Genomic DNA, 12,548 nt, shown 5'->3' on the forward strand with positions numbered 1-12,548 from the left:
GAGAACATCATGGACACCCAGATGCTGATCGGCTCGCGCTTCGAGGCCGGCACCGAGGCGGAAGAGCACATCCTGAACCCCAAGACCGGCGGCAAGATCGTCGACCTGCCGGAAGCCTCCCACGCGCAGATCGACGCCGCCGTCGACGCCGCCGAAAAGGCCTTCGTCTCCTGGGCGACGACCACGCCCGCCGAACGCTCCGGCTATCTGCTGCGCATCGCCGATGCCATCGAGAAGGACGCCGACGCCTTCGCCGCGCTCGAATCCCTCAATTGCGGCAAGCCGATCAACGCCGCCCGCAATGACGAACTGCCCGCCATCGTCGATTGCTGGCGCTTCTTCGCCGGCGCGATCCGCTCGCTGCACGCCCCCGTCGCCGCCGAATACCTGCCCGGCTTCACCTCCATGGTGCGCCGCGACCCGGTCGGTATCGTCGGCTCGATTGCGCCGTGGAACTATCCGCTGATGATGATGGCCTGGAAGCTCGCGCCCGCCATTGCCGGCGGCAACACGGTGGTCTTCAAGCCCTCCGAGCAGACGCCGCTGACGGCGCTGAAGATGGCCAAGCTCCTTGCCGATATCCTGCCGGAAGGCGTCGTCAACATCGTGCTCGGCCGTGGCGAGACGGTCGGCAACGCGCTGATCAACCATCCGAAGATCAGCATGGTCTCCATCACCGGCGACGTCGCGACCGGCAAGAAGGTGCTGGCGGCAGCGGCCAAGACCGTCAAGCGCACCCATCTGGAACTCGGCGGCAAGGCCCCCGTCGTCGTCTTCGACGATGCCGACCTCGAAGCCGTCGTCTCCGGCATCCGCGCCTTCGGCTACTACAATGCCGGCCAGGACTGCACCGCCGCCTGCCGCATCTACGCGCAGGACGGCATCTACGAGAAGCTGGTCGCCGACCTCTCCGCCGCCGTCTCGACCATCAAGTACAACGACCCGGACGACACCCAGAACGAGATCGGCCCGCTGATCTCCAAGCGCCAGCGCGACCGCGTGGCGAGTTTCGTCGAGCGCGCCGCCGAGGTGAAGCATATCGAGATCACCGCGGGCGGCCGCACCGGCAGCGACGAAGGCTACTTCTTCCAGCCGACGGTGGTGGCCGGCGCGACGCAGGACGACGAGATCGTGCGCCGCGAGGTCTTCGGCCCGGTCGTCTCCGTCACCCGCTTCTCCGACGCCGATGAGGCCATCGGCTGGGCGAACGACAGCGATTACGGCCTCGCCTCCTCCGTCTGGACGAAGGATATCGGCAAGGCCATGAAGGCGGCCTCCCGCCTGCAATACGGCTGCACCTGGATCAACACGCACTTCATGTTGACGACCGAAATGCCCCATGGCGGCGTCAAGCAGTCGGGCTACGGCAAGGACATGTCGATCTATGCGCTGGAGGACTACACGGCGGTCCGCCATGTGATGATCAATCACGGGTGATCCTCCCCGCCGCCCTCGTGCGCGGCTACCTGCCGGGGCGTCTCCAACGCCCCGGATTTTTTGTCTGCACTTTCCCGTTGAAACCGCTTCGCACTTTTCCGGGAACTGCTTTATACCTTGTCCAGGAGTATCTGAATGATCTGGGCATTTGCGGTCGCGGCGGCGGCCACTCTCTATCTCGCATTGCGTTTCCGGCAGTTTCGAAGCTGGGTCGAACCCGTTCTCACCATCACGGTGGCCATTGGCCTTGCCATCGCGATCCTGCTCTGGTTCGTCGATGAGCGCCCAGCCTCTCCCGAGGCCGGAGACGAGACCACCCCGGCACCGGCCCTCACCGAGGAGACCGTCGCGCTTTCGGACATGCAGGCGAGCCTCGGCCAGACACGCACGAGCTACCGCATCACGGGCAGCGTGACCAACAAGGGCGACGTGCCGATGCAGTCCTTCCGTCTCGATGTCGTGCTATCCGATTGCCCGAACGACACCTGCCGGGAGGCAGGCCGTGACAGTGCGCTGATCGTTCTGCGCGTGCTGCCGGGCGAAAGCCTGCCCTTCAGCACCTTCGCCGTCTTCCCCGGCATAGACCTCAACCCCGTGACGACGCCGAAATTCGACTTCGGCGCAAGGGATGTTCGCGCCGCGCGGCGCTAGGTCAGCCCGCGCCGGCCAGAAGCAGGCGATTGATGGCATCGCCCGAGGCGGCGCTGGAAAGCTTGGCGAAACTGCCGTCCTTGACGATGGCGTCCATCTGCTCGGCAATGGCGGCGTGGGTGACGCGGGCGATGGTCGAGCCGAGCGAGATGCGGCGCACGCCGAGGTCCGAAAATTGCGGCACCGTGAGCTGGCGCAGCGGCCCGGCGGCAAGCGCATTGACGGGCTTCGAGACGGAGGCAAGCACGCGCTTCAGCTCCTCGACGCCCGGGGGCACCGGGACATAAAGCAGATCCGCCCCGGCCTTCTCGAAGGCCTGGATGCGGCGGATGGCTTCCCCAAGGTCATAAACGCCGTTCATCACGCCGTCCGCGCGGGCGCAGAGAATGAAGGGCCGACCGAGCGAGCGGGCGGCATCAGCGGCGGCGCGGATGCGCTCGACGGCAAGGTCGAAGGCATAGGCCGGGTTGCCGTCCACCATCTGCGTGTCTTCGATGGAGCAGCCGGAAAGGCCGACTTCGGCGGCAAGGCGGATAGTCTCGGCCACATCGTCGGGCGCATCGGCAAAGCCGTTCTCGAAATCGCCCGAGACGGGAAGCGGCGTGGCGCGCACGATATCCTCGGCGTGTTTCAGCGACTCCTCGCGCGTCACCCGGCCCATATCGGGCCGACCGAGCGTGAAGGCGAAGCCGGCGGAGGTGGTGGCGAGCGCAACGGCCCCGGCCGCCGCCATCATGCGGGCCGAGCCCATGTCCCACGGGTTCGGGATGACGAAGCAGCCCGACTGGTGCAGGTCGTGGAACCGCTGATGGCGTTCGGCAAGGTTCATCAGGCGCGCACCCTCTTGGCTTTCGGATCGTACATCGGCGCGAGCGAGGCTTCCGCCTTCACCCGCACGCCGGCGATCTCGATCTCGTAATTCGAGGCGAGGATATCGGCCTCGCTCTCGCCTTCCGAGGGAACGTAGCCCATGCCGATGGCCCCGCCAAGGGCGTGGCCGTAGTTGCCCGAAGTGATGGTCGAGACGATCCTGCCGTCGCGCACCAGCGCCTCGTTGTGGAAGAGCAGCGGCTCGGGATCGGTGAGGCGGAACTGCACCATGCGGCGCTTCAGCCCCTCCTCCTGCTTGCCCAGCACCGCGTCGCGGCCGATGAAGTCGCCCTTCTTGGTGCGCACGGCAAAGCCGAGGCCGGCTTCCAGCACATGATCCTCGTCGGTGATATCATGGCCGAAATGGCGGTAGGCCTTTTCGATGCGGCAGCTATCGAGCGTGTGCAGGCCGCAGAGTTTGAGGCCGACATCGGCCCCGGCTGCCTCCAGCGCCTCGAAGACATGGGCGGTCTGGTCGGTGGAGACGTAAAGCTCCCAGCCGAGTTCGCCGACATAGGTGACGCGATGGGCGCGGGCGAGGCCCATGCCGACCTCGATTTCCCGCGCCGTGGCAAAGGGATGGTGCGCGTTGGAGAAGTCGTTGGGGCTGACCTTCTGCATGAGGTCGCGCGCCTTCGGCCCCATGACGCAGAGCACGCTTTCGGCCGCCGTGACATCGGTGATGACGACGAACTCGTCCGCAAGATGCCTACGCAGCCAGGCAAGGTCGCGCTGGAGCGTCGCGCCGGGCACGACGAGGAAGAAGGCGGTCTCGGAGAGGCGCGTCACCGTCAGGTCGCTCTCGATGCCGCCGCGGGCGTTGAGCATCTGGGTATAGACGATCTTGCCGGGCGCGACGTCCATCTGGTTGGCGCAGAGCTTCTGGAGGAAGGCGAGCGCATCGCGGCCCTCCACACGGATCTTGCCGAAGGAAGTCATGTCGAAGAGGCCGACGCCGTTGCGAACGGCAAGGTGCTCCGCTTTCTGGTTCTCGAACCAGTTCTGCCGCTTCCACGAATAGCGGTATTCCCGCTCCTGTCCTTCCTTCGCGAACCAGTTGGCGCGCTCCCAGCCGGCGACCTCGCCGAACACCGCGCCACGTGCCTTCAGGTGCTCGTGCAGCGGCGAGCGGCGCACGCCACGCGCCGTCGCCATCTGGCGGTAAGGGAAATGGTCGGCGTAGAGCAGGCCGAGCGTTTCGGAGACGCGATCCTTGAGATAGGCACGGTTCTTCTGGAACGGCTGGGCGCGGCGGATATCCACCTCCCAGAGATCGAAGGGCGCTTCGCCATCGTTCATCCATTGGGCAAGCGCCATGCCCGCGCCGCCAGAAGAAACGATGCCGATGGAATTGTAGCCGGCGGCGACCCAGTAGCCCTTCAATTGCGGGGCTTCGCCGAGATAGTAGCGGTCGTCGGGCGTGAAGCTCTCGGGGCCGTTGAAGAAGGTGTGGATGCCGGCGGTTTCCAGCATCGGCATGCGGTTGATAGCGTTTTCGAGGATCGGCTGGAAGTGGTCGAAATCCTCCGGCAACTGGTCGAAGCAGAAGTCCTCCGAAATGCCGTCCATGCCCCAGGGCTTGGCCTTCAGCTCGAAGGCGCCGATCAGCATCTTGCCGGCGTCCTCCTTGTAATAGGTGCATTCGTCCGGCACGCGCAGCACCGGCAGGCGCTGGAGGTTCGGGATCGGCTCGGTGACGATGTAGAAATGCTCGCAGGCATGCAGCGGCAGCGTGACGCCCGACATGTCGGCGAGCGTGCGCCCCCACATGCCGGCGGCGTTGACGACATTGTCGGTCTCAATGGTGAAGGTCTCGCCGTTCTGCTCGCAGGTGACGCCCGTCACGCGGCCGTCCTTCGTCAGAACCGACGTCACCTTGACGCCCTCGATGACCGTCGCCCCGTTCTGCCGCGCGCCCTTGGCAAGCGCCATGGCGATGTTCGCCGGGTCGCACTGGCCATCGAGCGGCAGATGCACGGCAGCCCTCACATCCGCCGTATTGAGGTGCGGATACATCGCCTTCACCTCGTCCAAGGTGATTTCGCGCACATCGATATCGAAGGCGCGGGCGAGCGAGGCCTGACGGTAGATCTCCTCCTTGCGCTCCTCGGTGAGCGCCACGGTCATCGAGCCGCATTGGCGCATGCCGGTGCCGATGCCGGTCTCGGCCTCGAGCTTGACGTAGAGATCGGCGGAATATTTGGCGAGGCGCGTCATGTTCTGCGAGGCGCGGAGCTGGCCGATAAGGCCGGCGGCGTGCCATGTGGTGCCGGACGTGAGCTGCTTGCGCTCCAGCAGCACCACATCCGTCCAGCCGAGCTTGGCGAGATGATAGGCGACCGAGCAGCCGGAAACGCCGCCGCCGATGATGACGGCTCTCGCCTTGGAGGGAATGGGCTTCGTCATGCGCGCAGTCTTTCATTGTTGGGGTCGAAGAGCGGGCCGTCCGGCTGGACGGTCGCCTTGAAGCGGTCGCCGTAGATTTCCACCTCGATTTCCGTGCCCGGCACGGCGAGATCGGCACGCAGCATGCCAAGCGCGATGGATTTGCCGACGCGGTAGCCCCAGTTGCCGGAGGTCGTCTCGCCGACGACCTTGCCGCCGTGCCAGAGCGTCGACATGTAGGGCGCATCGCATTCGCCGGCTTCCACCGTCAGCGTCACGAAACGCTTGGTGACGCCCTGCTGCTTCTCGCGCTCCAGCGCCGGCTTGCCCTTGAAATCGGGCTTGGTCCAGTCGACGAAACGGTCGAGGCCGCCTTGCAGGATCGTGTAGTCCGTCGAAAGGTCGCCCTTCCAGGCGCGATAGCCCTTCTCGATGCGCAGGCTGTCCAGCGCCTCCATGCCGAAAGGCTTCAGGCCATGCTTCTGCCCCGCCGCCCACACGGCGTCGAAGATGGCGGCGGTGTCCTCGATCTTCGTGTGGATTTCCCAGCCGAGTTCGCCGGCGAAGGAGACGCGCACGAGCTGGCACCAGCGGCCGGCGATCTGGCAGCTCTGATGCGTCAGCCAGCCCTTGGAAAGGTCGGCGTCGGACACGTCCGCGAGGATGGCGCGGGAGTTGGGGCCGGAGAGAATCTGGCAGGAGAAATTGTCCGTCACGTCATCGATGGTGAAGGCGGCATCCTTCGGCAGATGCTTCGTCAGCCATTCGAAATCGTGCCACTGGGCGGTCGCGGCGGTGATGAGGAAGAAGAAGTCCTCGTCCAGCATCATGACGGACATTTCCGTGACGATGCGGCCCTTGTCGTCGGAGAAATAGGCAAGGCCGATGCGGCCGGGCTTCGGCACCTTGCCGGTGACGAGCGAGGAAAGCCAAGCCGTCGCGCCCTCCCCCTTCACGCGGAAGCGCGAGAAGCCGGGAAGGTCGAGGATGCCGGCGGCCTCGGTGACGGCGCGGCACTCCTCCTCGATGCGCGGGCGCCACGGCCCCTCGCGGTTCCAGGTCTGGGTGGATTCTTCCGAAAGATCGTCGCCGGGTCTGGCGTACCAGTTGGCGCGCTCCCAGCCGTTATAGGGTTTGAACTGCGCGCCGAGCGCCTTGATGCGGTCGTGGATCGGCGAGAGCTTCCTGTCCCGGCCCGCCGGCCATGCGTGTTTGGGGAAGTGCATCGCATATTCGTGGCCGTAGATTTCCATGCCCTTGGCGATGCAATAGTCCTTGTCGGCGGCAAAGCTGGTGTAGCGGCGCGGATCGCAGGACCACATGTCCCACTCGGTCTCACCTTCCGTAACCCATTCCGCCAGCACCTTGCCGGCCCCGCCGGCCTGACAGATGCCAAAGGTGAAGACACAGGCCTCGAAGGCGTTCGGCACGCCCGGCATCGGGCCGATCAGCGGATTGCCGTCCGGCGCATAGGGGATGGGACCGTTGATCATGCGCGACAGGCCCGCCGTGCCGAGGATCGGCACGCGCTCGACGGCGTCGTTGAGATACCATTCGAGGCGGTCGAGATCGTCGGGGAAGAGCTGGAAGGAGAAATCGTCCGGCATCGGATCGTCCGGCGTCACCCAATGCGCCTTGCAATTGCGCTCATAGGGGCCGAGATTCATGCCCGTCTTCTCCTGACGGAGATAATAGGACGAGTCCACGTCGCGCAGCAGCGGCAGCTTGTGGCCGGCCTCCCTCGACCATGCGGCAAGCTCGGGAATTTCCTCGAAGAGAATGTACTGATGGCTCATCACCATCATCGGCACCTCGCGGCCGAACCATTTGCCGACCTCGCGCGCATAATAGCCGGCGGCGTTCACCACCTTCTCGCAGCGGATTTCGCCCTGCGGCGTGGAGATCACCCACTCCTCGCCCTCGCGCCGCGCGCCGGTGGCGGGACAGAAGCGGAAGATTTTCGCGCCCATGTCGCGCGCGCCCTTGGCAAGCGCCTGTGTGAGCTGCGCAGGGTCGATATCGCCGTCATAAGGGTCGTAGAGCGCGCCGGTAAGATCGTGGGTTTCGAGGAAGGGATATCTGCCGCGCATCTCGTCGGGCGTCAGGATGTCGAGGTCCATGCCCTGATAGCGCCCCATGCCGACGACGCGCTTGAACTCCTGCAGCCGCTCCTTCGAATGGCCGAGGCGGATGGAGCCGGTGACGTGGTAGTTCATGGGGTAATCGACCAGTTCGCCAAGCTCCCGGTAGAGCGAGGCGGAATAGCGCTGCATGTTCATGATCGACCAGGACGAGGAGAAGGTCGGCACGTTGCCAGCGGCATGCCATGTCGAGCCGGCGGTCAGCTCGTTCTTTTCGAGCAGCACGCAATCCGTCCATCCGGCCTTCGCCAGATGATAGAGCGCGGATGCGCCGACAGCGCCTCCACCGATGATAACGACACGGGCATGGCTTGGCAGTGCGGACATTCTCGCTCCCCTTCTTCGACGGGGATTTGTGGCAACCAAAGCGCCGGGGGACAAGCGGAGGATTTCGCTTTATTAATCGAGGATGCCGATTAGACTATTGTCAAATATTGAGAAAATACGGCGCGTTCATGCAAATTGCCCTGATTGAGACATTCCTCGACCTGATGGAAACGCGCAATTTCAACCGCACGGCGGAGCGGCTGAACATCACGCAATCGACGGTCACGCACCGCATCAACGCGCTGGAGGCGCTGTTCGCGCGAAAGCTCTTTTCGCGCAACAAGGGCGGCACCCAGCCGACGGCCGCGGGCCTGCGCTTTCTCGATCATGCGAAAGCACTGCAGCACCAATGGCACGAGGCCTCGCGCGCGGTGGAAACGGCGGGCGCCTATGAGCGCTCCATGCGCCTCGGCCTGCAGCACGACCTTGCCGCCCACTATGCCGGCGAGTGGCTCGCGGAGGTGCGCAGGGAACTGCCGGGCACCTCGATCTATCTGGAGGTCGACTATTCCAACCAGATGAACCGGGACCTCGGGGCCGGCGACCTCGACCTCGCCATCCTCTTCACGCCGCACTACCTGCCCGATCTCTATTACGAGCGCATCGGCGAGGTGCGCTACGAGATGGTGAGCAACAAGGTAAGCCACATCGACGAGGTGAAGCCGGAGGACTACATCCAGGCCGTCTATTCCCCCGCCTTCGACCGGCTGCACCGCCAAGCCTATCCCGGCCTTTCCACCGCCCCCATCGCCAGCGGCGAGACGACCGCGATCCTCGCGCTCATGCAGAAGCTCGGCGGATCGGCCTTCGTAACAGTGGCGGATGCCGCGCGGCTGGCGGAGAGCGGCGCGGCGAACCGGGTGGAAGGCGCGGAGCCGATCGCCCAGCCGGTCTATGCCGCCGTCAACGTACGCACGCGCCACGCCCACCAGCATCGCCGCATCATCGCCGCCCTTCAAGCGCTGCTGGCCGCATCGAATCCTTGAAACCGGCCGGGCCGGTGCCTATTAACGGCGAACCCGAATCCGACGAAGGAGCACCCCATGGCCGCCCGCGACCGCTACTCGCGCAAACTCGAATGCGCCATGTGCGGCAATGCCGGCTATGCGGAAGTCTCCGAGGACGACATGCCGACCCGCGCGCACCCGGATTTCACGGTGGACAGCCTGCCACGCGGCTTCCTCACCGAACGCCCGTCAAAATATCCCGACAGGCACATGATCCGCTGCCGCTGCGGGCATATCTTCAAGTTCCAGCAGAAGACGGTCTATGCGCAAGGCGGCGAGCCGCGGCGGTAAGGCCTACCCCCGCCCGACAAGCGGCATCGTCGTCGCCATCACCGTCATGTTGAGCACATTGGCGTCGAGCGGCAGGCTGGCCATGTAGACCACGGCATCGGCGACGTGCTTGACCGACATGGTCGGCTCCGGTGCAATCTCGCCATTGGCCTGCAGCACGCCGGCATTCATCCTGGCCGTCATGTCCGTCGCCGCGTTGCCGATATCGATCTGGCCGCAGGCGATATCGTATTTGCGCCCGTCGAGGGCGGTCGACTTGGTGAGGCCGGTGATGGCGTGTTTCGTCGCGGTATAGGGGGCGGAGTTGGGGCGCGGCGTCGTGGCGGAAATCGAGCCGTTGTTGATGATGCGCCCGCCGCGCGGGGTCTGGTCCTTCATGATGCGGAAGGCCTGCTGGGTGCAGAGGAACGCGCCGGTGAGGTTCGCCGCAAGGATACTGGACCATTCCTCGAAGGGGATATCCTCCAAGAGCGCCGGCGAGACATTGGAGCCGGCATTATTGACGAGCACGTCGAGACGGCCGAACTGCCGCTTCACCTCGGCGAAGGCTTCCGCGACCTGCGCCGGATCGCCCACATCGCAGGCTATGCCGCGGACGGGATTGCCCGTCTCGGCCGAAATCTCCGCCGCCGCCTTTTCCAGAACGGCAAGCCGCCGCCCGGTGATGACGACGCTATAGCCTTCCGCGCTCAAACCGCGCGCGACCGCAAGCCCGATGCCGGTTCCCCCGCCCGTCACCAGTGCGATCTTGCCCTTGCCGGTCCTGCCCCAGTCCGCCATGTCAGGTTCCTCCCAGAATCGATGCGTTAGGTCCTGATCAGGGCCTAACGCGCCGAGCCGGCAAAGTCACCTGCGAGACAGGATTAGACCGCCCGAAGCCAGGATACGCGGCTTCGGGCGGCAGCTCCGTGATCATGACATGTCGTTGACGCTAACGCAGTACAAACCCGCGCCACAAGCTTATGATCAGGAATGCAGAAGGATGAGTTCACGGCGCTCGTTCATCGCCGCAAGCTCCTGCTGGACATGAACTTTCCGGGCATCGGCCATCGCGATCGTCAAGGTCTCGGTGATCACGCGAAGGCTGTCGTCAGACACCAGTGGCGAAGCCCCCCGGATTTCCGCCGAATGCAACTTGCAAAGCGCGCTGGCCAAAAGCCGCGCGTATTCTTCCGGTTTGCGACCCATGTTCCCCACCATTTTTGATTATATCCACATAAAACCACAAAATGCGGCATATTGCCACACATTTCTCACATGAACGCCGAAAAAGATGGCCCTCTCCCCGGCCGAAAGCCGCGAAGAAACGCCGGAAAACCGGGCTATTCAGGGAAAATGCAGGCGGGACCGATAGTTAGCCGGCTGCGGCCGGAAACACGATCTCCGCCTGGAAGCCATCGGCCTGTCCGGGCACGGGAGATGTGAGCACGAGGCTCGCCCGCATCTGCGCCAGCAGGCGGTCGGCGATGGAGAGGCCGAGGCCCGAACCGGGCGCGGCGGTGCGCCCCCGGGAGAAGCGTTTGCGCACCGCCGAAAGCTCCGCCTCGCTCATCGGCGGCGCGGCGTTGCGGATGGTGAGGTTGCCCGCCGGCGTGAGCGCGATATCCACCGGCTCCCCTGCCTGCCCGTGCAGAAGCGCATTCTCGACCAGATTGCGCAGCACGATGGCGAAGGCATCCGCCGTCCCCTCGCGCAGCGAAGGGCCGGCAAGGTCGTTGCGCAGGCGGATGCGCCCGGCATCGTCGGAGGCGCGCTGGAAATCGGTCACCACCACGCCGACGACATCGGCAAGGTCGAATGTGGTTTCGGTCACGCCGATGCCCGCCTCGGCGCGGGCGAGCTGAAGCAGCTTTTCCGTCAGCCGGGTCAGCTTTTGCAGGGAAGCTTCAACCTGCTGGGCGCGGGCGCGCACCGGCGCCTCGCGCAATTCGGCCAGCAGAAGCTGGGTCTGCGCCAGCGCGCCGGCAATGGGCGTGCGCAGTTCATGGGCGCTGTTGGAGGTGAATTCCCGCTCGGCGGCCAGCACGGCGCGCAGGCGCGCGAGCAGCAGGTTGACCGAGCGCAGGATCGGCCGCAGCTCCAGCGGCAGGTCCGCCGCCTCGATGGCGGCAAGGTTGCCGCCATCCTTCTCGCCGATCGCCGCACGCAGCGTTTCCACCGGCGCGAGCACGCGGCGCACGACGAACCAGACGGCCGCAATGGTGACGGGAACGATGAGCAGCACCGGCAGCAGCAGGGCGAGCGAGCCTTCCACCGTCGCCTCCCGGCGCTCGGCGGCGGAATCCTTCACCTGCACGAAGATCTCGCCATCCTCCGTCGCGGCCGTATAGATGCGGCCGGTCGCGCTCTGCCAGAAGCCCACCTTCAGCGGCGCGTCGAAGGGGTCGGCCACCGCCGTATGCGAGTGCAGCAGCACCCGGCCCGTCGCATCGCGCACCTGATAGGTCAGATACTCCTCCTCGGAGGGCGCGCGCATGGCCTCGACGCGGCGCGGGGTGGTGAGGTCGCTGCGCCGCAGGAGATCGTCGGCGACGAGCGGCACCAGGCGCTCGGCCGTCTCCTGCAGGGCGCTGTCGAAGATTTCGCCGAATTCGTCATGCATGACGAAGGCGCCGAAGGCGACCGCGAGCAGCCAGAGCAGGGTGATGGTCGCCGTGATCCACAGCATGAGCTGGCCGGCAAGGCTTCGGAACGCTCTCATCGGCCGAGCCTGTAGCCGATGCCGCGCAGGGTCTCCACGCAGTCCTTGCCGAGCTTCTTGCGCAGCCGGCTGACATAGACCTCCACGGTGTTGCTCTCGATCTCCGAGCCGAAGGCGTAAAGCGCCTCCTCGATCTGCCCCTTGGAAACGATGGCCTCGGGCCGCGCCGCAAGCCGCGCCAGAACCGCCCATTCGCGGCTGGAAAGGTCCACGGCCTCGCCCTCGCGCAGCACCCGCCGGTCGGCGAGCTGAATGGTCAGCGGCCCGGCCTCCAGAACGGGAAGCGCCGCGCCCGCATAGCGCCGGGCGACGGCCAGCATGCGCGCGCCGAGCTCGCCGAGGTTGAACGGCTTGACGAGATAATCGTCCGCCCCGCTGTTCAGCCCCTCGATGCGGTCGGAAATCTGGTCGTGCGCCGTCAGGATGATGATGGGCGTGGCGACACCCGCCCGGCGCAGTTCCGTCAGCAGTGAAAGGCCGCTGCCGTCCGGCAGGCGCAGGTCGAGCAGCACGAGGTCATAGTCCACCGTGCCGGACGCCGCGCGGGCGTCGCCCAGCGTCTGCATCCAGTCGACGGCGTGGCCGAGGCCGGCCACATAGTCGCGCACCGCCTCGCCCAGAACGGCGTCGTCCTCGATCAGCAGAACTCTCAAATGCCCGGCGCTCCCTGTGCCGGCGGCCTATCCGCCGCCGCCCTTCGATCCCGGACAATACATGGCGCGCGCGCGCGTTGCCACC

At 65.6% G+C, this 12,548-nt stretch carries 11 protein-coding genes; 4 read left to right on the forward strand and 7 right to left on the reverse strand.

The annotated features are described in order from the left end of the window. The first annotated feature begins 9 nt into the window (after positions 1–9). Both K8M09_RS10910 and K8M09_RS10915 read left to right on the forward strand, forming a co-directional pair. Entirely contained in the window at positions 10–1,437 is a 1,428-nt protein-coding gene (locus K8M09_RS10910; protein WP_160787861.1) for a gamma-aminobutyraldehyde dehydrogenase, read from the forward strand. A 135-nt stretch (positions 1,438–1,572) separates the two neighbouring features. Further along, positions 1,573–2,088: a hypothetical protein gene (locus K8M09_RS10915; RefSeq protein WP_160787862.1), complete on the forward strand. Its 516-nt coding sequence runs from the start codon at positions 1,573–1,575 to the stop codon at positions 2,086–2,088. 1 nt (position 2,089) lies between these two features. Here the strand turns inward: K8M09_RS10915 and K8M09_RS10920 are convergent, their stop codons facing one another. From K8M09_RS10920 to K8M09_RS10930, 3 genes are read right to left on the reverse strand one after another with little or no spacing between them, the layout of a single operon-like run. Continuing rightward, positions 2,090–2,917, reverse strand: a complete 828-nt coding sequence (locus K8M09_RS10920) for an isocitrate lyase/PEP mutase family protein (protein WP_160787863.1) — start codon at positions 2,915–2,917, stop codon at positions 2,090–2,092. Further along, a complete protein-coding gene (locus K8M09_RS10925; protein WP_160787864.1) occupies positions 2,917–5,364 on the reverse strand; it encodes a GcvT family protein in 2,448 nt (815 codons plus the stop codon). The genes K8M09_RS10920 and K8M09_RS10925 overlap by 1 nt, the downstream gene beginning before the upstream one ends. Then, complete coding sequence (locus tag K8M09_RS10930; RefSeq protein WP_160787865.1) at positions 5,361–7,811, reverse strand: GcvT family protein; 2,451 nt, start codon at positions 7,809–7,811, stop codon at positions 5,361–5,363. The genes K8M09_RS10925 and K8M09_RS10930 overlap by 4 nt, the downstream gene beginning before the upstream one ends. A gap of 128 nt (positions 7,812–7,939) precedes the next feature. Here K8M09_RS10930 and K8M09_RS10935 point away from each other — a divergent pair, with 128 nt between their 5' ends. Next, positions 7,940–8,797, forward strand: coding sequence for a LysR family transcriptional regulator (locus K8M09_RS10935; RefSeq protein WP_160787866.1), 858 nt, complete (start codon positions 7,940–7,942; stop codon positions 8,795–8,797). 57 nt (positions 8,798–8,854) lie between these two features. Continuing rightward, positions 8,855–9,109 carry a hypothetical protein gene (locus K8M09_RS10940; protein WP_160787867.1) on the forward strand — a complete coding sequence of 85 codons (255 nt, stop codon included), beginning with the start codon at positions 8,855–8,857 and terminating at the stop codon, positions 9,107–9,109. A 3-nt stretch (positions 9,110–9,112) separates the two neighbouring features. Here the strand turns inward: K8M09_RS10940 and K8M09_RS10945 are convergent, their stop codons facing one another. The 4 genes from K8M09_RS10945 to K8M09_RS10960 all read right to left on the reverse strand — a co-directional run bounded on the left by K8M09_RS10945 (position 9,113) and on the right by K8M09_RS10960 (position 12,463). Continuing rightward, complete coding sequence (locus tag K8M09_RS10945; RefSeq protein WP_160787868.1) at positions 9,113–9,889, reverse strand: SDR family oxidoreductase; 777 nt, start codon at positions 9,887–9,889, stop codon at positions 9,113–9,115. A gap of 186 nt (positions 9,890–10,075) precedes the next feature. Continuing rightward, positions 10,076–10,297 (reverse strand): hypothetical protein, encoded by a 222-nt coding sequence (locus tag K8M09_RS10950; protein WP_160787869.1) that lies wholly within the window; start codon positions 10,295–10,297, stop codon positions 10,076–10,078. A gap of 166 nt (positions 10,298–10,463) precedes the next feature. Continuing rightward, a complete protein-coding gene (locus K8M09_RS10955) occupies positions 10,464–11,810 on the reverse strand; it encodes a sensor histidine kinase (protein ID WP_160787870.1) in 1,347 nt (448 codons plus the stop codon). Next, entirely contained in the window at positions 11,807–12,463 is a 657-nt protein-coding gene (locus K8M09_RS10960) for a response regulator (protein WP_160787871.1), read from the reverse strand. Before K8M09_RS10960 ends, K8M09_RS10955 begins: the two co-directional genes overlap by 4 nt. Positions 12,464–12,548 lie beyond the last annotated feature (85 nt).

It is taken from the genome of Shinella zoogloeoides, from assembly GCF_020883495.1.
In the GTDB taxonomy this organism is placed as follows: Bacteria; Pseudomonadota; Alphaproteobacteria; order Rhizobiales; family Rhizobiaceae; genus Shinella; species Shinella zoogloeoides.